General features: G+C 49.4%; 16 protein-coding genes. 12 read left to right on the top strand and 4 right to left on the bottom strand.

The annotated features are described in order from the left end of the window. Positions 1-204 precede the first annotated feature (204 nt). The 11 genes from QE396_RS23020 (at position 205) to QE396_RS22970 (ending at position 11,683) form a co-directional block, all read left to right on the top strand. Complete coding sequence (locus QE396_RS23020) at positions 205-843, top strand: EAL domain-containing protein (protein ID WP_185791727.1); 639 nt, start codon at positions 205-207, stop codon at positions 841-843. Between the two features lie 252 nt (positions 844-1,095). Then, entirely contained in the window at positions 1,096-1,593 is a 498-nt protein-coding gene (locus tag QE396_RS23015; protein WP_104440529.1) for a spore coat protein U domain-containing protein, read from the top strand. Positions 1,594-1,595: 2 nt separating this feature from the next. After that, positions 1,596-2,372, top strand: coding sequence for a molecular chaperone (locus QE396_RS23010; RefSeq protein WP_134179819.1), 777 nt, complete (start codon positions 1,596-1,598; stop codon positions 2,370-2,372). Next, positions 2,293-4,584: a fimbria/pilus outer membrane usher protein gene (locus QE396_RS23005; protein ID WP_199802873.1), complete on the top strand. Its 2,292-nt coding sequence runs from the start codon at positions 2,293-2,295 to the stop codon at positions 4,582-4,584. Before QE396_RS23010 ends, QE396_RS23005 begins: the two co-directional genes overlap by 80 nt. Then, positions 4,575-5,528 (top strand): spore coat protein U domain-containing protein, encoded by a 954-nt coding sequence (locus tag QE396_RS23000; protein WP_134179821.1) that lies wholly within the window; start codon positions 4,575-4,577, stop codon positions 5,526-5,528. Before QE396_RS23005 ends, QE396_RS23000 begins: the two co-directional genes overlap by 10 nt. 668 nt (positions 5,529-6,196) lie before the next feature. Further along, positions 6,197-6,943, top strand: coding sequence for a winged helix-turn-helix domain-containing protein (locus tag QE396_RS22995; protein ID WP_134179823.1), 747 nt, complete (start codon positions 6,197-6,199; stop codon positions 6,941-6,943). Further along, a complete protein-coding gene (locus QE396_RS22990) occupies positions 6,940-7,419 on the top strand; it encodes a hypothetical protein (RefSeq protein WP_104440524.1) in 480 nt (159 codons plus the stop codon). Before QE396_RS22995 ends, QE396_RS22990 begins: the two co-directional genes overlap by 4 nt. A gap of 706 nt (positions 7,420-8,125) precedes the next feature. Continuing rightward, entirely contained in the window at positions 8,126-8,395 is a 270-nt protein-coding gene (locus QE396_RS22985) for a DUF1778 domain-containing protein (protein ID WP_104440523.1), read from the top strand. Between the two features lie 4 nt (positions 8,396-8,399). Then, the gene (locus QE396_RS22980) at positions 8,400-8,930 is read left to right on the top strand and encodes a GNAT family N-acetyltransferase (RefSeq protein ID WP_134179825.1); all 531 of its coding nucleotides are present in this window, start codon (positions 8,400-8,402) and stop codon (positions 8,928-8,930) included. A gap of 146 nt (positions 8,931-9,076) precedes the next feature. Beyond that, positions 9,077-9,319: a hypothetical protein gene (locus QE396_RS22975; RefSeq protein ID WP_185791726.1), complete on the top strand. Its 243-nt coding sequence runs from the start codon at positions 9,077-9,079 to the stop codon at positions 9,317-9,319. 831 nt (positions 9,320-10,150) lie between these two features. Then, a complete protein-coding gene (locus QE396_RS22970) occupies positions 10,151-11,683 on the top strand; it encodes a cyclic diguanylate phosphodiesterase (RefSeq protein WP_185791725.1) in 1,533 nt (510 codons plus the stop codon). 28 nt (positions 11,684-11,711) lie between these two features. On the opposite strand, the gene QE396_RS22965 is transcribed toward QE396_RS22970, so the two are convergent. The 3 genes from QE396_RS22965 to QE396_RS23545 all read right to left on the bottom strand — a co-directional run bounded on the left by QE396_RS22965 (position 11,712) and on the right by QE396_RS23545 (position 13,849). Then, positions 11,712-12,713, bottom strand: a complete 1,002-nt coding sequence (locus QE396_RS22965) for a Kdo(2)-lipid IV(A) acyltransferase (protein WP_104440520.1) — start codon at positions 12,711-12,713, stop codon at positions 11,712-11,714. A gap of 620 nt (positions 12,714-13,333) precedes the next feature. After that, entirely contained in the window at positions 13,334-13,606 is a 273-nt protein-coding gene (locus QE396_RS22960) for a hypothetical protein (protein ID WP_185791724.1), read from the bottom strand. 66 nt (positions 13,607-13,672) lie between these two features. Further along, positions 13,673-13,849, bottom strand: a complete 177-nt coding sequence (locus QE396_RS23545) for a YnfU family zinc-binding protein (RefSeq protein WP_234047622.1) — start codon at positions 13,847-13,849, stop codon at positions 13,673-13,675. A gap of 154 nt (positions 13,850-14,003) precedes the next feature. Here QE396_RS23545 and QE396_RS22955 point away from each other — a divergent pair, with 154 nt between their 5' ends. Then, entirely contained in the window at positions 14,004-14,237 is a 234-nt protein-coding gene (locus tag QE396_RS22955) for a hypothetical protein (RefSeq protein WP_104440688.1), read from the top strand. Between the two features lie 19 nt (positions 14,238-14,256). On the opposite strand, the gene QE396_RS22950 is transcribed toward QE396_RS22955, so the two are convergent. Further along, on the bottom strand, positions 14,257-22,839 hold the full coding sequence (locus QE396_RS22950) for a GH36-type glycosyl hydrolase domain-containing protein (protein WP_185791723.1): 8,583 nt from the start codon (positions 22,837-22,839) through the stop codon (positions 14,257-14,259). Between the last annotated feature and the right edge of the window lie 90 nt (positions 22,840-22,929).

Below are 22,929 nucleotides of genomic sequence, written 5' to 3'. Positions count from 1 at the left end.
CAGTCAGGGAGGCAGGTCTCCCGTAACAGAGACTTGGTCTGCTAAAAAACACTCGTTGTTAAATTATAAAAAGCTTTAAAATGGTTTTTATGCGATATATAAACCTATATATTGTGTTATTTGTTATATAAAATGCGATTAAAGTGGCTTTAATGTAGAGTTTCTCGCTTCTGATTTGGCGGGCAGGAGTATTGTACTTTCATCATGTTAACTGGCTATAAATACGAATCCATCAGGATACTCAGTAGTGAAGACGTGATTGCGTGGGAGCTCCTCTCTACGGCAGAACCGCACGTTGATCTGGAAGAGCACTTTGGATTAATGGCCGTGCCAGAGCAAAAAAAACATTTTTTTGCCCAACTCAGTCATGCCACGTTTTCTGCAGAGGGTGAGAAATATCATCTTAATGCCACATCCTCTTTACTGCTGGAAACGGATTTCCTGGAACGGCTATGTGAAGAAACTCTTTACCTTGATAAACTGGTTATTGAGATCACCGATCTTGAAAACATGATTGAATCAGACCCTGTTCGTATTTTTTCATTACGCAAATGTATCGCTACGTTGCGCCAGAGGGGAAGCGAAGTATGGGCTGATGATGTAACTGAAACTATTCTGTGGAAATTGTTTGAATGTGCAATCCACTTTGATGGCATCAAAATTGACAAATATACCTTCTGGAATGGACGTAAAGAGCGGAATGAGTTTCTTCAACTTGCGCAGTGTTGCACGTATTTAACTAATAAGCTTCTGATAGAAGGTATTGAAACGGAGAGTGATTTGGCATTAGCGCGTGCTAGTGTTGCTGAGTTTGGTCAGGGTTATCTCTGGAGAAACGCATGAATGCCATTTAACTGTATGCCTGCTTTTAGGTAGGCAGAGTATCAGCCGTATCTTATGGTTTACCAGGAATATTTAGGGATCGTTTTTCTTGATATGCGTGTCCCGGTATATTTCTGAAACTGTCTGCTTTCATATCAGCGCGCAGTGAATATTTAACTGTCAAATCAGATGGAATTGTATCGCATTCGTCGTCGGCTTAAACAACCGACATCTAGTTGTCATTGTACTGTTGTTAATCTAAGGAAAAACATCATGAGAATTATTTCCGCTATTGTATGCGGTTCCATTTATCTGCTTCCTGTAGTCGCTAACTCTGCAGACAACACGGAAACTGCGTCAATGCACGTTTCTCTTGAAGTCGTAAAATCTTGTACGCTTAATGCAAATGACCTGAATTTCTCTCGGCATAGCTCGGATGAGGCAGGGGAAATTAAAGCCAGTACGCAGGTCGATATCATTTGCACCAACGGTACTCCTTTTACACTGTTTGCCGCTAGCAGCGACGCCAGCGAAAATGGAACCTTCTGGCTAAAACCCGAAAATAATGAGGCAGGTGCAAAAACTATTGCGTGGAAACTCTACGCTGACGAAGGTAAAAAGGCGCAAATCACCAGTATCCAGGGGCTAACCGATACCGGGACAGGTTCCAGACAAACAGAGACTTTGTATGGGGTCATTGATGCGGGCGCGCTCACCACTGCCCAGGCTGGCACATACGCTGATGATGTCACATTGAACCTGGTGTACTAAGCATGTTTCGTTTTCTTTCCCTGCTCTTTTTCTGGTTAGTGATATTAATCCCGCTATCCCGCTATACATCCGCCGCTACGCTTCAGGTTGCCCCTGTGACGCTTGAGCTGCAGAGTCAACAGAAAGCAACGGCGTTATACGTCACAAACACCGGGGCGACATCGATTCATGCGCAGATACGAGTCTATGAATGGTCGCAGGAAGACAATAAAGATGTCTTAAGGCCAACTGATAAGTTGATCAGCAGCCCTGCTATGACTTCTCTTTCACCGGGCGAGCGGCAACTGGTGAGGATCATCGTCCTGCAACCCGGGTCGAGTGTGAAGGAGCAAAGCTATCGTCTGGTGATCGATGAGTTGCCAAACAGGGCTTCTGGCTCATCCAATCCTAACGCTGTGCATTTCCTGCTGCGTTACTCGATTCCCGTCTTTATTACCGGACGCGAACATAAACCTGCAGAACAGGATGATATCAGTTGTGAGCAGACGAAGAATATAGCGACGATTCGTTGCTATAACTCAGGAGCACGTCACTTACGCCTCAGTAATCTTCAGGCTTTGACAGCTGAGGATCGCGTTGTTGGCTCTATCCATGGACTTGCTGGGTATGTGCTTCCGGGACAAACCACCCTTCTTACAATCAAGCAAACCTCTCAAGATAAGCTCAGCGCTCTGCGCGTATACCTCAATGATGACCATCATGCCAGCCATATTCCGTTGCATCCGATCGCCACTCGTGCGTCTGCTGTGGCTACCGCTGATTCTGCCAGCCCACGCTGAGCCTTCAGCCGTTGACCAGCAATGGCTGGCAATTACCGTAAATCACTCCCCGCGAGGGGAGTTATGGGCCTGTCGGGTGGTTGGGGATTCTCTCTGGGTTAGTCGTGCCGATATAAAGAAACTGGGACTTCACGCTCCGGATGGCCAAAGCGAATGGATTGAGCTGACGGCACAACCCGGTCTGAAAGTAAGTCTTGATGTACTTTCTCAGCACGTCAGCATCACCGCCGATGCGAAGGCACTCGACAGCCGGCAACATCTGCTTCTTGATACGCCAACGCTGCTTTATCCCTATCCTGAAGCGCAGCCAATACGCGCTTTTACACTTGGTTACTCGCTTTATGCCAATGACTCTCAGGGACAACGTAGTGTTAACGCCCTGACTACGCTAAGTACTTCTGGGGGGCTCCCGGGGGTAATCAGTAGCAGTTTTGCAAGCCATGCAGGAGATGAAAACCGCGCTGGAGGTGGGGCTAACACCCGTCTCGATACGAACTGGCAGTGGGATGACACAAAGTCATTAACCACGCTCGCGCTGGGGGACAGTATTACTACAGGCACCAGCTGGAGCCGGCAGGTACGTTTTGGTGGGCTGCACTGGGCACGCAATTTTGAAATTAATCCGCAACTTAACACCGAACCGCGGAGCCGATACAGTGACAGCGCAGTTCTTCCCTCAACAATTGATCTTTACGTCGATGGCCTCAAGCAGACCAGCCAGCATGTTACACCCGGAGATTATCTGCTGGACACCCTGCCCTCCTTTACTGGAAGCGGGCAAGCCCAGGTGGTCATCACCGACATCAATGGTCAACGTCGTACTGTTCAACTCGATTTGTATGGTGCGCCCGGGATGCTGGCTGAGGGACTCAGCAGCGGTTCGCTGGATCTCGGCTGGATGCGGAAAAATTATACGCTGCGTTCGGATGATTATTCCGCTTCGCCAATGCTTGATGCCGGATGGCGGTATGGCATGAGCAACCAACTGACACTGGCTGTGCATACCGAACAACAACGTAATCTGCACAACGTAGGCACGGGAACTGACTGGTTAATCTCGCCAGGGATAGGAATTATCAGCCAGCACGTAGCGGTAAGTGACAGCCCCTACGGCCAGGGGACTAAATGGGGACTCGGCTGGCAGTGGAATGGTAACGGGACCGGCCTTTCCGCCAGCACTGTTAGCACCGATGATACCTTTGCCGACAATGCCAGAATGAGCGGGGCTTTACCCGTTAAGCGCAGCAATACGTTATGGGCAAGTCATTCATTTAACGGTTTCGGTACGCTGGGGGCAGGCTGGGTACAACAAACTATTCAGGGCAGCAAACATCGCTATTTGAATGCGTCCTGGTCCGCTTCATTGCCGCACAATCTCTCAGCAACCCTGAACTTTACACGTTCATTCGAGGAGTCATCAAACTCTGTTCAGCTCATGCTTACGGTACCGTTAGGCCGCAGAGATTCGTTTTCTGTACAAGCCAACCGCAAGACGCCCCGACTTGACTATCGTCACCAACCGGATGGCCAGACTGGTGGCTGGTCATGGCAGTTTGGGAAAGGCGAACGCAGCGAAAAGTATGCCGATGTAGGCTATCTGGGGCGTTCTGGAGAGTGGCACGTTGGGCTGGAACATGGCGATAACCAGCGAAACCAGTATGCCTCCGGCGAAGGCAGCCTGACGTTACTCGATAATACTGTACATGCACTGCGTTACAGCCAGCAGGGAACGGGCCTGGCACTGATATCGACGAACGGCATCGGCCATGTACCGGTGAAGCTGGAAAATCGCCCGGCAGGTGAGACCGATGACAAAGGTTATCTTCTGCTGACGGATCTGCCGCGTTATCACAACAGTAAGGTCACCATCAATCCGCTGGATCTGCCTGCAGACATCGTTGCCCCTGTTACCGATATGTACGCCAGACCGGGGAATGGCAGCGTAGTAAAAGCCCATTTTAATATACATCAGGCGGTGACTGTACAGGCCAGACTGGTGGATGCCGGGCATCGTCCGTTGCCGCTGGGTAGCGTGGTTTCGACCCCTCATGGTGCCACTATCGTTGGACATGATGGATTCATCTGGCTTGAAGACCCGCCACAGCCTGGTCAGCTGGTCGTGAAGACTGGTGAGACAGCATGCCGGGTCGCCCTTTCTGCGCCACGTACAACCTCCGCGATACAGAATATTGGAGAACAAGTGTGTTATTGAGAATATCGTTATTATTTCTGCTGTTGCTTTCTTTAAAGGCAACCGCGGCGGGATGCTGGATAACTTCAGGTGCAACCATGAATTTTGGCGAGGTGGCGGCCGGTGAGGCGGCCTCTACAAATACAGAGGTAAAATTCAGCTGCCAGGCCGACTATGGAGCAAAAGAGTATATAAACGTCTGCCTGAGTAGTGTTGACACCCCTCCTTTTAAGATGCTGTCTCTTGGGGATACAGAGGGCAGACAATACCCTTTATTTTTTCGGATCTTTAATGGAATTGCCCGTTCACAGGAGCTGGGGACCGCTACCAGTGGTAGCCTTATCCAGCAAACACTGCTCGCCGAAAGTAATACTAACGTGAATGGCCGCTTTCCACTCGTTGCCACACTCCCCGCGGGACAGAGTCACCTCCCGGCGACACACTATTACAACTATAATATGAATCTGCGCATTTCCTGGAACAGTTCCTCCCGTCAGGAGTCTTTAAAAAGTTGCGCAGATGGCTCGGCGGAAGGAGAACAAATTCAGGGGGGGAGCCACGCAGAGGCCGTTATCGGAGCAAGTTGCAATATAGAATACGTCACACCGATGAACTTCGGCGTCATCACAAGTGCCGCGACGTTAAACCCAACGCGTTCAACGGCTACTCTAAGCATAAACTGTCCGGCCGGTATGTCCTATTCACTTGCTATGGGCAAAGGGAATCATGCCAATGGAAATCAGCGACAGCTGTGTAATATGGAAGGTCAATGCCTGCGATATGGGATCTGGCAAGATGCAGGTGCAACACAACGCTGGGGCGATCAAAGTAGTGGTGATACGTTAACTACATCCAATAATGCCGGAGGCACGAAAAATGTCACCGTCTACGGCGAGCTTCCAGCTCAAACCATGACCGGGACGGGAGAGTTTGCTGATGACGTGATAATTACGTTGACGTATTAACGTATACCCAGGCCCTCATTCTACTCGTTAGGATATTAAGATAAATTTGCTGAAAAGGCCGCCTGCGGCCTTATTCAGTTTTGGGATTATTGCATTTCAATTTCGAGTGAAATGGTTTAGTGGTAATTATATAATTATGTGCGGTTTTATAGCGTATATATTACCATCGGAAATTAAACATTGCTTAAACAAGCATTAGGTTGTTCTTGTTGCGAACATTAACGAGGTGAGAACTATTTTATAACATTGTATTGGTTAATGTTTTATCTTGTAAATTATAAATAACTGCGTTGTATAAAATATGTGACGCTGTAAATTCTATCCTGGCGATTTTCACGCCTCATCCGCCGTTTATTGTTTCAGCTTTGCCCTGCTCGTTCTATGTAATAAATCTGGCACTCTCTTTTTTGACGTAAAGTGCTATTAAGCTTGCTGGGTTAAGTACATTCATGTTTATATTGCAAAATAATAACTCATCATGCGCGGAGAAGACGGCAAGCATTGACAATAGTTAATGTAAAACATTAGCATATTATATTATTATTCAATTTAAAGTGTTGGTTTCAGATTGTGTCAAGATGGCATGCTTTACTTTCTCCAATGACTTAATTAATTGATTGAATGATAATCATTTAATACATTAAATTATCCCAGAAGAGGCTTGCTTTATGTACCACATCCTGAATAAAGAAGTTGTTTTTTCTCCGGATGATGGCGCTATCTGGTTGAAAGAAAAAGCAGATGATAAAATTATTTTGACACCTACTTTAAACCGTTTGCTGCAATGCCTGATTGAAAATCATGGAAAAGTGATCACGCGTGAAGAAGTTTTTCAGCATGTATGGGACCGCTGGGGAAAAGAGGGTTCAAATAACAGTCTGAATCAGTTTATTTCACAACTTAGAAAAATATTTCACAATTATGGTTTTTCTGACGATACAATAACCACGGTGCCTCGTATTGGATTCATTCTTAATAATGATATCGCAATTCAAACTCTGCATGAGCAAGTTCCCGCTCTTTTTAAAAAAAACGTAATTTTAAATACTAATCATAAGATTTTTTTTATGTGTTCAATGCTGCTGGTTTTCGCGAGCATGTTTTTCAAACTTTACCCACAACAGTCTGATAACCTTAATCTTTCTCCAAAATTTACGGGAGCTATCGATAAATGTAGGGTATATGCATTAACTGAATACGATGATTCACTATCGGATACACTTATTAGTAATATACAGCGCTTTATTACCCAAACACATTTTTCGTGCAGTTCTCCGGGTACCTTATTTTTTTTCCTTGATTCAAAGGTGCTTGCAGAGCAATCCGGAAATTTATACGTCTCCACCTGTCGTGGAAATGTAAATGACTTTTACAACTGTACTAACCGTATGGATAGCAGCTGGAGGGACGAATGAACCTAATGCCTCTCGCCATTCAACGAGGGTGGCTTATAAGTGTAGCCATGCTGCTGCTAGCGGCAGGGATCTTGCTTCTCCCTGATAACCACCGCTCACCCGAGTTGAAATGTAATACTTACCTGGAACAGTCAGGGGGAGATGGTCAATATCTAATGAAAGCAACCTTTATGTTTCTTCTTAACGGGGATGGCACAGGCGTGTTCGTTAATGACGGTACAATTACCTACAAGGGAAGTGTCCATATTCTTCGCCGGGAAGCTAAAGTCAGGATTGCACCAATAAACGCCGCCCCTGCCGCATGGAAACTCACAGAGTTTAAAGAAACGGTGAGCAGCAGTGATACCACCCCTGATGAGGTGTATAAACGTTTTTTCTTCGATGGAAGCGAACGTTCCGGGCGTTATATAACGATAAATAAAGTGGGTGATCACTGGCTTATAGGCAGCATTCGCACACCGGCGTTCCTGTGCTAAAGGATGTTTTAGAACAGTGCTGCTGACGATATGAATCCGGTACGCTAATAAACGTTACCAGCGGCCCGGCCCGGAGCGAAGGTGATGAAATAGAAAATGAATGCCTCTGTTTATTGCTACCTGAATACGACGGGAGGCGGGTAGCTCAGACGCAGATGGCGCTGTCTGAAGGATTCCCGTCCGGGCTTACGGAAAGTATTTTTGATGAGATTATCTGGCAATGCAGGCTTCTGACCAGCAAATAGTGCGATGTTCCTGCCTGGCGGAATGCTGCCTGTTCTGCAATGCTGACCGGGACTCAACGTTAACAGACTGTAAATTATTCAGGTGCAAAAGCATCATTAAGGCCCCTTTCCTGCTAAGCCTTCTGGTCAGTGCAGCAATTTGCCTTTTCCTGTACTGATAGCAGCGCTGGACAACATTGAATCCTTGCAGTTACTTGTGTTTAAACGCAAGAGATACCTTGACAACTTTGTTACCGATCCTGCACAACAACAATTCGTGCTGCTCCTGGCTTTGTTTGTAACTTGTGGTTGAAAAACGTCTACCTGATCCCTATCATGTGTGTACGGATAAATTCCGTACATTATTGAATGCAAGGCCGCTTACAGGCAAGAAACATAGACAAATATTGTAAGCCTCTGGCTCACATGTAACGAGGAGTTGACCGCCCTTCCTGCATCACGGGTGGTCGAGGAGATAGACTATGTCAGGACTGAAGAAACAGCGTATCGATCTTAGATTAAACGAAGACGACAAGAGCATGATCGAGGAAGCTGCAGCAATGACTAACCAGTCAATTTCACAGTTCATGGTTAGCACTGCCTCTGCACGTGCCGCGGAAGTTATTGATCAGCATCGTCGCCTGATCCTCAATGAGGAATCATGGAATCTTGTCATGGATGCACTCAGTAACCCACCGGCACCGAACGACCGCCTAAAACGAGCTGCTAAGCGTCTCCAGAATTTGGAGTAATTATGTGGACGGTTTAAAAGTAGAAATTTTTTCTGAAGAAGTTGAGTATGATGTAAGCAACTTCGATTGCGGCGAAGAGTATCTTAATACTTTTCTCACTGACCACCTGAAGCGTCAACATATTGGCAAGTTTTTACGTGGTTATGTGCTCGTCACGAGAGAGGAAAAACCACGTGTTGTGGGATATTACACCTTGTCCGGGAGCTGCTTTGAAAAGGAGTATTTCCCGAGCAGAACTCAGCAAAAACGTGTGCCCTATAAAAACGTTCCTTGCGTCACATTGGGGCGTCTGGCCATCGATAAAAGCATTCAGCGTCAGGGATATGGAGATTTGCTTCTGACGCACGCCATGAAGGTTGTGTATCAGGCATCCCTGGCTGTTGGAATTCATGGAATGTTCGTTGAAGCACTTACTGACGACGCCAAAAAATTCTACCTTGGTCTTGGCTTCATACAGCTCAAGAAAGAAAATAGTAACTCTCTCTTTTATCCCACAAAGGCGATAGAAGAATTGTTCGAAGCTCAGGACGAATAAACTAAAGCCCTGGCTACAGACGGGCATGCCAAAAATCTCCGTATGGCGACAGAGCCTCAGCGTTATTATCACCTATCACCACGCTATGATGTTTTATCGGCTTGGCCAGTCATCGGTCACGGAAACATTGGAATTTCCTGGCAGAGGTGCAAACGGGCTATGGCGGTCAGGGGCAGTACAAACTATTACCTGATCCACCGGATTCAACGACGGCACTGGATAAAGCATGGCTCAGTAAGCATCAGGTCGAAGACATGATTGAAGACATTCTCTGTGCGACGCCGGGTGTCATTGACCGCGTATCCAGCCCCCTGCCGGAGGGGGCCCCGTCCGGGCTTGCGGAACGTATTATTAATGGGAACATCAAGTCTGGCCATAAAATAGCGTGACGTTCTTACAAGGGGAAACCGGCGGTCCTGCATGCTGCCCTGAACAGCCCCCACTGTACAGGTGTAAAAGCCAGATAATCCCTATCCCTGCTAAGCCTTCTTTTCACGACAGCAATGGCAATGTGTAGTTACAACATTCATAATATTACAGCAAGGTCTTTCCGGCCCTTCGGGCCGGGGCGGCGGCGCTTTGCAGAGGATAGGTTTTTCACAGGTGTTTCCGCTTTGCACAGGTCTGAAAAAGGCGGTAGAGAGGGGCTCCGGGTAACAGAATCATGAGAGAGTTTCAGGTGCGTAAGTTTGACCGGCATAATGTATGTTGTAACTAATGATAATCGCCGGCATTAGGCTTTTGCAGGTTCCGGCAAAATAAGATACGGGGGCTTTTCTTGTTCTGACATGAGCACTCGCAACGTACAATGAAAACATTGTGGATGCAGGACACATGTATGGCGAACGAACCAACTGGTCCGAGAGTACCTGTTTCGATAAAGCACTATTAACGCTTACATTAGTTGTAGCTTGCTGTTTCCAAATCGCTGGCGATGACCAGACTTCCTGCGATAAGGCGTAGTGCTCTGGACTAATGCTCCTGTTTATTCATGCCATGCTGTAATATCATTACGTATCAATCCTTACCTTTGACCTGAATATATCTCTATGGCAACAGTCATTGTCGCTATTAGCTGTGGCATGACGAAGGTTAATAGCCACTCATCGCAGATGTCTTGTCAAAGTACAGACGAAAAACTGACGGGGTTTATTCAAATCAGCATCTTGCTGAAACCTGTTTAACGGTGTTTGATAAGTCTAAACGAGTAAGTGAGAGCGATGAGAAGACTGAGTAAGAAAACACTGGTTATTAGCATTTTTCTCCCTGCTTTGTTGTTTACCCTGCTGTCAGGGGGAATGGCAGTGAGACAGCTTAAACGAGATATATCGATAATAGCGGATATTCTGATGAGTCAGGTCGACCATGTTACTGCCATTGCTCGGCATGCTACTCTCGTCACCCGCGACATGGCAGCTCAGCCCTGCGAAACAGTCCTTGATAAGATGACGGCCACAGGTGCTCTAACGCCCTATATTCGCAGTACCGGTATAGTACAGGATGATATTCTCATATGTTCTTCTGTCACAGGCTCCACAACAAAGAATGTCTTAGCGGTTTACGGAACACGAATTTTTGCACATACGAAGGATATCAGGATAACGACTATCGCAGGTACTAGTGCGGTCCCCGGGCAGGAGGCGATCATCTTCGCGTTACCTGCAGGCAACCACATGACAGCGTTCAGCGTGGTGGACGCAAGATATCTTACAGACCTGATGGAATCTCTGGATGATGAAAATCATTCGGTGCTGAAATTACGATTCAGCGACGGTCCCGTTATTATGATGCCAGAAACAACAGGCCTACATGGCAACTTCTTTAAGGCAAAATTCAGTTCTGCTTTCAGTCAGGCACAGCTTGAAATTGAGACCCCACTGTTGTCGCTTCGCCACTATTTCCTGCGTAATATGCTGTTTCTGGGGCCGCTATCAGTTCTATTGTCTCTGACTGTATTGTTTTTAATACGACGCTGGCAATCAAGAAAGATGTCTCTGGCGGAAGAAATCAGGAAAGGGATAACTGAAGGGGAGTTTTATGTTCATTATCAGCCGGTGTGCGAAACGACATCCGGCAAATGCACCGGCGCCGAAGCCCTGATGCGCTGGCAACGCGAAGACGGACGAGCCATCTCTCCTGCCGTATTCATTAGTGCTGCGGAAGAAAATGGCATGATCATCAGCCTCACCCGACATCTGTTTAATCTGATTGCAGAGGATATACAAAACTGGCACGTCAAGGCGCCCTTTCATCTCGGTGTCAATATTGCTGCGGCACATTTAGCTGACAAGACATTTGTGACAGATGTACTCCGGCTCTGGGTTTCGCTCGACCCGTCCATTACGCTGTTACTGGAGATCACGGAACGTTCCCTGGTTGAAGATACCCGTACGGCTGCCAACAAACTGAACGAACTTCGGCAAAAAGGGTGTCACGTAGCGGTAGATGATTTCGGAACCGGCTACTGCTCCCTCAACGTTCTTCAGCATCTGCCTGTGGATTACCTGAAAATCGATAGAAGCTTTATCGATACCCTGAGTTTTGCCGGTGCGGATACGCCCGTTCTGGATACGATTATCGGTCTGAGCAAACGACTGGGCTTCGCAACCATTGCTGAAGGAGTCAGCACAGCCCAACAGGCAGACTGGCTGACAGCAAACGGTGTACCTTATGTTCAGGGGTATTTTTATGCCCGTCCCCTTCCCGCGGTTGATTTTTACGCGTGGTACAGCCGACAACAGGATATGAGCTGAAAACCGCGTGTGGCCATCCTCCAGGCAGTCAGGACTGCGGACTGACATCATCTGTCAGCCTGCCGGAAGACAACGTCGTATTCACATCCGCTGCCTGTTCCTTTCTGGCATACAAATTCGGCTGTCCCGCGGGGCGTGTTTTGAACCGGCGGTGTAGCCACATATATTGCTCCGGCGCCATCATGACCGCCTGCTCTATTGCCTGGTTCATACGTGCCGCGACCGTTTCTTTACCCTCTCCCCTGAGTGCGTCACTGATATCGTTGAGAATAAGCAGCTCGTAACCTGTGCCATCCGCTTTACGTCGCGGTACAAACGGAATAACGGCCGGACTGGCACTTTTGACCAGCATGTAACTCCCGGCAGTGGTGGCGGTATCCGGAACGGCAAAAAAGGGCACAAATACGCTATTGGTTCTGCCATAGTCATGGTCAGGTGCGTACCAGAGAATTTCATTCTGCTTTAGCGCCCGTATCATCCCTTTCAGGTCATAACGATCCAGCATGGATTTATTAGAGCGCATGCGGCCACGGGTCTGCAGCCAGTCAAGCAGAGGATTATTGTTTGGACGATAAACCCCAATCCCGGGATTCAGCATGCCAAATATACGTGCCCCGAGCTCCAGCGTCAGAAAATGCATCCCGATGAGTACCACGCCCTTCCCCCTCGACCGGGCCTTTTCCATATGCTCATAGCCGCTAACACTGAAATGTTTACGTACTCGCCAGTCTGGCCAGAACCATGCCATACCGGTTTCAATCACCCCCATCCCGACCGATTCAAAATTTCGCACCAGCAATATCTCACGTTCCTCATCACTCATCTCCGGAAAGCAAAGAACCAGATTCCGGCGGGCTATATCGACACGGCGGGGTAAAAGACGCATGGCCAGCCGGCCAAGCGTATGGCCCATTTTAAGCAAAAATGGATAAGGTAACTGCACCGCGACCCAGAGAGCCGCAATACCCGCCCAGCTTAGCCAGTAACGGGGATGAATAAAAGCAGAGGAGAATTGAGGTAATTTTGTCATGACTAATTATCCTTTTAACCATTCAGTCGTTCATTTTTCCTGTGTCGGGGTTCGTGTTTATCCATATGCATTGGGGAGGAGAATTATAATGACTGAATCAGGTTTTTTTTGGCTTTTTTTGCGAAACCGGGCTCTGGTACTCATGTGGAGAATGCAGCCATTGTCGATTTGTCACGCGATAGTTTTTTCGAAAACTGTGCGTATACACAAGCGAGTATACGTGTTTTATTTTAGCAAGTTATGTTCATTTTCCTCGAAGGAACCTGTGATGGTTACTGGTGAAAGCGCTTCACTCATCGATTATGTTTTATTTTCACATCCGATGTACGACTGATTCACGCATTATCCGAAAGCGATTGCGGGCATAGGGTCTCAAAAAATCGGTTAACTGAATTCAACCCGATAATATTTTAAGGAAAGGTTGGTTGTCAGGGAAAGTGTCAGGTACACGCCGTTTTCCATTTCAGAAGTAGCACACTTATGATTTAAGGATCATTCAAAACTTACGTAACACGACCATTGAATGTTATAATCTGAAGAAGAATCGGCACTGAATTTTTCGGTCTCAGTGCGCTCACAGGATTGAGAAAGTAGCGAGTGCAAATATTTATTTCGGCGCGTCAAACATATGCATTAAATTGCCTGGCAGATTCTTTTTCTTCAAGATATTCAAAACCAAGAAGTCGAATGTTGGTCTCGTTAGAAAACCATTTATCCTCTAGCCTCTGAATCATATCCCCTGAACAAAGGCATTGTCCGGAGACAAGCCGAATAAGGGCATATTTATCATTGGTAAATTTTACCCAATGGATACAATAAGGTTGATTTATTTCACCAGACTTACGGACGCCGATGATATGTCCTTTAATTAGCACGTCTTTTTTACTTTTCATGATAATCACCTTAACATCATTACTAAAACAGATGCAGGACTCATCCCTGAAACAAACTCTTCCTGCTCAACCGCCGATACACCAGCACTCTGACGGTTTGAATAAAAGCGCACAGGCAGAGCATTGTAAAACGGCGTTTTTTCGTAGTTTAGCTGCTTTCTGGTCTGTTCTGTGCCCGCACACCGGACAGGCAACATGTACAGGCCGTTCTTTAAAATGCCGGAGACCTTTAGTATAGGTCATAAAATAATACCCTGTGGAATATGGTAATTAGTATACACCTATATAAAACCATCTTTAGATAAAATTATGTGGATTCATTACTGAATCCTGCTCACATCTCGTTGCGAGGCTGGAAATAATTTATGATATAATGCACATTCAGGAGAAATTTAAGATGAAATCAGAAGACACCCTTGACTGGTACCCCGCCCAGTTGCCCCCAGTTAAAATAATTCTTGGCGAAGCCGTACTGGCGGTGGGCAAACAAGGCAGGCCCATTAACACACGAACTTTGCTTGAGTATCTGCAGGTAATGCAGGCCAAACAAAAACGCAGGGACGATAAAGTCGCAATGAAAACCGCAATAGATGTTCTCAGAGACAATCAGCGCATTAACGGCAGGTGTTAATGCGCCTTTTACCAGTGGGTCAGTTTTGAATGATTTGAATGATATGAACCTTCCCGTCGTCTTTCAGCAGGATCCTGTCATCAGGGAGGGTAATGCCATCCTGAGTCACCAGATAGGTTCCACCGCCACGTGAAACACTAATTTGAAACTGACTGCTGCCGTATTGATAAGTCATACTAAAAGATGACCAGCACTCCGGCAGAAGAGCATGAACGGTCAGGTAGCCACCGTAACGCTTTATTCCCAACAGCTCTTCTGTCAGTAGACGGTACGCCCAACCTGAGGACCCGGTATACCAGCTCCACCCTGCACGACCAGTATGTGGTGCGATGCTGTACACATCTGCACTCATGACATAAGGCTCCGCTTTATACCTCTCCACACCTTGCGGGTTCAGCGTGTGGTGAATCGGGTTGATCATCCCCCACAGTTGCCATGCACGCTCCGCATTCCCCATTCGGGCAAATGCCATCACCGCCCAGATGGCACCATGGGTATACTGCCCGCCGTTTTCACGCACACCCGGTAAATAGCCCTGAATGTATCCTGGATTCGGACCATGGCCGTCGAAGGGAGGGGACAGTAACTTTATAAGACCGGCCTCTGGATCCACCAGGTGCTTGTCCAGCGCCTGCATTGCCATACTGGCACGAGCGGGGTCAGTCGCCCCGGATAATACTGACCAGCTTTGCGCTATGGCATCAATCTGGCAGTCCTGCGAACGTCTGGAACCTAACGGCGTTCCATCGTCAAAATAGCCACGTCGGAACCATTCACCGTCCCAGGCGGCAGCATTAAGGTTAGTTTGCAGGCGCACCGCCTCCGTACGACACAGTGATGCGACATGCGCATCCTGAATCCGATCTGCAAGCGACGCGAAACGCTGTAAAATATCGAACAGAAAGAAACCGAGCCAGACGCTCTCCCCTTTTCCATCGATGCCAACCCGATTCATGCCATCATTCCAGTCTCCCGTGCCTATCAGCGGCAAACCATGTTGGCCAAACCGTAGTCCACGTTGAATCGCTTTCACGCAGTGAAGCCAGAGCGACTCTTCGATCTGGCTTTTGAGTGGCGTATCGTATATTGATTCCTCCCCGGGTTCGAGCTGACGCCCTTCCAGATAGGGGATAGACTGGTGCAGTATTCCAATATTTCCGACGGTGTCGATATAATGACAGACGGCCAGTGGGAGCCAGAGAAAATCATCCGAACAGCGTGTACGAACACCGTTACCGCAGGGGGGATGCCACCAGTGCTGCACATCACCTTCAATAAACTGTCTGGAGGCACAAAGCAAAATTTGTTCACGAAGTCGTTCCGGTGCGGAGTGGCTCAGCGCCAGCGTATCCTGAAGCTGATCGCGAAAACCAAACGCTCCACCCGACTGGTAATATCCACTACGGGCCAGAAGACGACAGGCTATCGTTTGATAGAGCAGCCATCCATTGATCATTACGTTAGCGGTGCTGTCCGGTGTCTTGACCTCGATTTTATCCAGCATGCTATGCCAGTATTGGTGAACGGCATCAAGTTCACGACGAACAATATCCTCATTCAGATAGTGACTGAGTAACGCCTGCGCCCGGTCAGAATTTTCCTCGCAGCCAAGGATAAAAATCATCGTCTTCTGATCGCCATCGATCAGGGTTACGACTGACTGTATTGCGCCGCATGGATCAAGACCTCCCCCCGTATTACCTGAAAGCCGGCGTATCTTCATGGCCGCCGGGTTTTGCAGAGAGCCATTACGGCCGATAAACTCTCGGCGGTCGCCCGTTAGTGAACAATGGGGGTCGTTGACGGCGAAAAAGGCGGTGCGTCCTTCTCCGTTAGCGCCGTAAAAGTTATTGGCCAAGATACCGCTATAGCCCGACATGCCTGCCGTATGCGTCACGATATGAGGGGCAGAACGCATGCGTGATTCGCCAAGTGTCCACTCCACATATCCTGTGACCGATAATTTTCGCATACGACCCGAATTGTTGCTGAGTGTCAGAACTGCCAGTTTCAGCGGTGCCTTTTCGGCGACAAAAATTGTCAACTCGCTGTCTATGCCGCTCTCACGGTGGGCAAACACGCTGTAGCCGAAACCATGTCGGGTCAGATAATCACCGTGCCCACGTACTGGCAAGGCGGCGGGCGACCAGAATTCTCCGCTCTCTTCATCACGAAGATAGAACGCTTCCCCACTGCGGTCGCTCACCGGATCGTTTTCCCAGGGCGTCAGGCGGTATTCATGGGCGTTTTCCCACCAGCTGTAGGCCTGTCCCGCTTCAGAGATAACGCTACCGAAACTGGCATTCGCCAGTACGTTTGACCACGGTGCAGGCGTCGGCTGGTTTTCTCTCAGGACAATCTGGTACTCCCGACCATCTTCAGAAAACCCACCCTGACCATTGAAGTGTTGCAGCCTATTGGTCTCCGGCGCCCAGTCCGCATGTTGATGACTCTCTGCCGGGGTAACCGGAACAAAGGGCCTGAGCGTTTTTTTTGTTGCGCGGATCCGCTGGTTAAGCTGCTCGTTAAGCCCGCCTGCACGATCGTCAAGATAAAGACAGGAAACACTCATCAGCAATTGCTTGTCTTCTGCCGACACATGCTCACCGTTACGAACAAAGATTCCACCCGATTTATCCAGCAGGCTCGCTTCCGACCCCGCATAGATTAAATCCATAATCTGTGTTTGTAGTACCTGCTGGTAGCCGCCTGGACTGTTAATGAGGATCACAAGATCCACTTCAAGCCCTTTCAGCCGCCAGTAGCGATGCGCCTGAATCAGCCTGGTCACGGAATCCATACTCTCATCGCTTGCAACGCTGAGCAGTACGATCGGCAGATCACCTGATATAGACAACCCCCACAGACCGGGTTGACCGCGCCTGTTACGGCTGATGACCTTACCTTCGGCACGTAATTCCGGACAAGGATAGAGCACGGCACTGGCGAGACGGTTAAACAAAGTGGCATCATCTTCACTGGCGTTTATCTGCCGTAACACTACCAGGCTGTGCGACCACGCCAGCTCAAAGACGCGCTCGGCGATAGGATTATCGCGGTATTTTTCCAGCAACATCAGGCTCTGTTGTCGGCTTTCGCTGATGCCATAAATAATGTCAATCGTTACAGGTACGCCGGGCTGTAAGGTCACAACCTGGCGTATCGCCAGAATGGGATCCAGCACAGCACCCGATGAATTGCTTAAAGGACCCTTTTCGTTGACTGCAGCGGCATTAGCAGGGCTTCTGCCTCGACCGATAAACCTTGCTCTGTCGGTTTCAAAGGACGTACCTGTGTCGGCATTGCCATGCACAACCATCGTGTGAAAAAGATACGGACTCGGTTCATCCGGCGAGCGCGGGCGTCGATGGCAAAGAAGAGCGTCCCGGCCAGGTTCAATTTCAGTTTCGATAAACAAATTGCTGAACGCCGGGTGCGCCTGATCGCTGACGTCCGGTGCCATCACCACTTCCGCATAGGTCGTTAATTCAAGCGTCCGGGGCAGGCGGCCACGGTGAACCAGAGTCACTCGCCGCAGTTCAATATCATCTTCAGGAGAAACCACAACCTGTGTTCTGATGTGAAGGCTACCAAAGGTGCGTCTGAATTCCGCCCCCGCATCGGTGAAGATCATTTCATCATTGCTGTGGGGGAGTTCCCCCATGGGCTGCCAGGTATTACTCCAGACTTCATTCGTTTGTGGATCACGGATATAACAGAACGATCCCCAATTATCGCGGGTCGTATCGCTGCGCCAACGGGTAAGGGAAATTGAATTCCAGCGGCTGTACCCGCCTCCGCTCGGGGTGATCATGAGATGATAATGCCCATTAGAAAGCAATTGTAACTCGGGCGTCGGGCTGTCCGGGCGGGTAAAGACACGCGGCTCATAGCGAGCCGGTTTAACTCTCCCCTCATGGGATTCAAAATGACGACGGGGGCTGTAGAGATCCACAGCATCCGGAACACGTTCCTGAAGCAGCAAGCTTGCCGACATGAACGCAGGGCTCGTCATAAATCGCTCAGTCATCGGAGCCCCAAGTAAAATATGCGCCAGCGCCTGAAATCCCATTCCTTGATGGTGCGCCATCCAGGACTGCACCACCGCGTACAGCTGCCCGGTCGCTAGCCGTGAGGGCGTATAGTCCAGCGCTTCATAAAATCCATATTCGCCACAGGCACCGCTCTGCTCCAGCCTGAGCAAGTTTTCACAGGCCTTTTGTGGCGAAACCATCAGCGCCAGGAGTGTAGCATAAGGCGCAACCACCATATCGTCGGCAAGTCCGCGACGAAGACCCAGGCCCGGTACACCAAAAGCCTGATACTGATAATTGCGCTGAACGTCAAAAGCATGATATCCGGACTCAGATACCCCCCACGGTACCCCCCGTTCCTTGCCCCAGTTAATTTGACGCCTCACGGCAGATTTACTCATTTCATCAAGCAAACTTCCATACCATATCGGCATAACCAGATTCGGCATCAGATATTCAAACATCGAGCCGCTCCAGGACATTAATGCAGTTTCGTGGTCGATGGTGGTGAACAGTCTTCCAAGCGCGTACCAGCTTTTTATCGGTAGCTGATTCGTCGCGATGGCGAGAAAACTGGTCAAACGGATTTCAGAGGGCAGAAGGTCGTAATGGCTTTTGTCGGCCGTATTTGTGTCACAGTTATATCCGACACTCAGCAGACTGGTGGCTTCGCTGTAGAGAAATGCAAAATCCATCCGTGCATGGTCACTCAACCGTTGTTCGAGTTCGCTGATCATCTCCAGCCGCAGTCGTGCATGAGTAATCACCGATGGCGGAGGTGTCCCGTCACCTGCACTGATGGCTCCCGCCAGCCAGTTCAGGGTCGGCAGAGTTTCGCTATCGTATGCCGGGGGCAACCACCCGAGCAGACAAGACCATTCGCGGCATAACTCAACCAGTTGATTATCAAGATGCGCGATCCATCGCACCACCACGTCACCTTCCTGCTGACACGAGGACGTAAGATGCTTACATTGCGCCTGCATATTTTTAAGTTCACTAAACAGCGCCCCCGGCGGTAACATTGTTGCGCTAACACACTGTTTGCGCAACGCTGTAAGCGTATCCGGTGCCCCCGGTCCCCAGTGTTTTTCCAAGAGTGACAACGTATCGTTTAGTCCAAAAAATATCCTTTCGCCGTTCAATATGGGTTCATTACGCATGCCTGACAGCCCTTGTCGCAGCGTCAGCAAATGGCCGGCCATATTGCCACTGTCAACGCTTGAGACGTATCGTGGGCTGAGCGGCGCAAGCGTGCGGGTGTCATACCAGTTATATAAATGACCGCGGTAGTGTTCCATCTTATCCAGCGAGTCAAGCGTGAGCATGATACGTTGCAACACAGCGCCGCCAGGTAGATAACCAAAGTCCCAGGCAGTCAGGTTAGCAAGCAGCGAGAGACCTATGTTGGTGGGTGAAGTGCGATGTGCAATCGTCGGCTGAGGGATTTCCTGATAATTGTCAGGGGGCAGCCAGTTCTCTTTCGCAGTTGCAAACGTCTCAAAAAAGGCCCAGATTTCCCGGCTTGTTTGTCGCAGTAACAGTGTCTGATCCTGGTCCGGCAAAAAGCCCTTACGCACAGATGGGCGGCTCAGCCAGCTCATCAAAAGAGGCGCCAGGCACCACGCGATGCCTGCGGGTAACGCAATCAATAGCAGCAGCGGAGCAAAAAAAGCCGTCAGTGCTGTGAGGCCCACGCCACAGACAACGTTAAGCCACATCGCGCGGTAAAAGCTAAAAACGGATCCCCTGACCTGCCCATCCTCCTGACTGTGGCTAACCCATTGGGTGAGATTGCGCTGGGTGACCCCAAGACGCCAGAGGGTCACGGCGATCGCATAGAGCGAGTAACCGGCTTCATGTGGCACTATCACAAACGTCAATCCGATACGTGAAACCCGCTTCAGCGCGCCGGTTGCGACCAGTATCAGATGTTTTCGCAGGGGACGGCGAAGCGGTTTATGAACGAAATCCCATGCCGTGCTTAAGGCTGCAGGCAGCAGCCAGATAAGGGTAAGCACACCAAGCCAGTACAGTGGATTGGGTACCCATAGCAGCGTGCTAAACAGTAACAGCAGGAATGACGGTGCCACCAGGGTGCGACGCAAATTATCAAACAACTTCCAGCGGGAAAGCATGGAGAGCGGATTTTTATCCCGGGTTCCGTCTGCTTTCCTGACCTGAAGTCTGAGCCAGTTAAGTAATTGCCAGTCCCCGCGGATCCAGCGTGTTCGTCGTGCAACGTCAGAGAGATAGTTATTGGGGTATTGTTCGTAGAGTAAGACTTCGCTAAGAAGCCCGGAACGGGCATAACAGCCTTCCAGCAGGTCATGGCTGAGAACCAGATTTTCCGGACAGGCGTTAACGGTGGACTGGACAAAAATATCCACATCATAAATACCTTTGCCAACAAATGATCCCTCATTAAAGAGATCCTGATAGATATCCGAGGACATCATCGAATAAGGGTTATTGCCCGGTACGCTGCTGCGCATGGCGGCATAACGCCCCTGGCCATTGCGGGGCATCTCTTCCGCCAGGCCTGGCTGCAAAATGCCGTACCCTTTGATGACTCGCTGACGCACTGGATCGTATTCCGGTTTGTTCAGCGGATGCGCCATCGTGCCCACCAGCTTATGTGCAGTGTCGCGTGGCAGGAGCGTGTCACTGTCCAGCGTAATAACGTATTTAATCCGTCCGGGTAACATCTGGGGGGAAAAATCTGCAACGCTTGAAAACTGTGTTCCCGGCTGTTGTAACCAGTTATTCAGCAGTGCAAGTTTACCCCTTTTGCGTTCATACCCCATCCATATCCCCTGCGAATCGTTCCATTCGGGCTGCCTGTGCAGTAAATAAAAGCGAGGTCGCCCCCCGGGATAGCGCCGATTGAGTCTTTGAGTTTCTGCAATCGCCTGGTTTAACAGCGCACTGTTTGTCGCATTATTTTCGGTGGCTGAATCTGCGAAATCTGTGAGAAGTGCAAAGCAGAGATGCTCATCCTGATTCCCCAGGTAACACACTTCAAGACGGGTAAGCAGCTTGCTAAGGCTTTCATGGCTTGTGAGCATGCAGGGGATCGCAACCATGGTCGCATACTCAATCGGAATGCCAGCAGAGAAGTCCATTCGCGGCAGTGGGATAGGGGTACGAAACCGTGTAGTTGCCTCGCTCAACAAATCGTTGACAAGCTGACTGACAGCAACAATCAGGGGGAGCGCAAGTGGTATCAGCAGCCAGTTCATCTCCTGTTGCGCCGTTTCATATAATACGGCAGCCGTCGCGGATGTGGTCAAAAGACTCATGCTACCGAGCCACGACAAAAGGGGCTGTTTGTTTAAATTCTGCCTCAGCCGTTTTAATACCGACCTATCAGGTGGCAGCAATTTTTCGAGGCGCAGCCGTCCCTCCCCCAGCAGAAAATAACCGACATGCCGTTGCGCAGGATCTGCAGTCGTTTCGCCTGACAGCGCAAGCACGCGGTCTGCGACTTCCGGTTCACTTAAGCGGCTATCCCTGGCCAGCGTCTCAATCACGTGACGATAATGGTCCCGGGTATCGAAGTGCATGCGAGGGTATATACCTGCAGGGTCGCGACGTAAGGTCTTCTCCACAACGCTAATATTCTCAGCGAAATCCGCCCAGTTTGTTTCACTCAACAAGCGTAAACCGGCAATACTGTTGCTGACAGAGAGCTGGCTGGCAGCGAGTTGCTGATTGAAGCGATGAATCAGGACTTCGGTTGTAACACCCTGTTCTGCAAGACGTTGGTCAACCCAACTCAGGGGAAGAGCCAGGGCGTTGCCATGCCCCTGCAGACGCCGAACCAGCTCTGCGACAAAAGCGCTGCTTAGCGGGGGGTGAGAACGCGCCATATCGGCGATAACCATGATTAAATTGGCGGGAGCGTTCTCCGCACATTCAAAAAGTTGTGTTATCCACGTATCTGCAAGATTCCTTTCCTGCTGGGCCTGAGCCACTTCGCAACTTACCCGCCGCAAATTTTCAATCATCGCCAGACGCAGCATGCCGGGTAATGCCCAGATCTCCCCTAACGTCAGCGGCGTCACCTGTTGATAGGCGGTAAGATAACAGGTCAGACTGGCAGTATCCCAGCGCCCGTCGCCATGGGCGATGGCCTCTGAGGCAACATCATAAATACGGAGACATTGATGTGGAGAGGACAGCGCCGGAAGGCCTTTACCGAAGCTTTTCGGCAGATGCTGGCGGACCATGCGAATCTGCTCTTCAATCAGGTAGTAATTGTCCAGCAGCCACTCCCCTGCTGGCATAATACTCGCTTTGTTACCCGCGTTGAGTGCGTAACAGCTTTGTGTAATCACAGCCTCATTGTCACTGAGTCGTTTAAGAAGGTAATAAGGGAGCTTGTCCGGAGAAAGCTTATGTGAGCGAGCAAGCTTTTGGCCAAAGCGCTCCATCTGGGGCGTCGAAAACAGCTCCGGACGTAAGCTGTTTTCGCCCCCTGGATCGTTCGCCGGGAATGGGGCATATTCGCTGTCGACAGAAAGAAGACGAAAGCGTTTGAGCCAGCCGACAGATTTTATTTTCATAAAGATGCTCTTATGCGACGTTAGCGCGCAGGAGCAGTTGCGAAATCAGATCAGAAACGTTCTCTCAGGATGGGCGTGAGGCATCGGGGA

It is taken from the genome of Enterobacter sp. SORGH_AS_0287 (genome assembly GCF_031453695.1).
GTDB lineage: Bacteria > Pseudomonadota > Gammaproteobacteria > Enterobacterales > Enterobacteriaceae > Enterobacter > Enterobacter ludwigii.
Note: the sequence above shows the minus strand (reverse complement) of the source record. Positions and strands in the feature narration are given on the sequence as shown.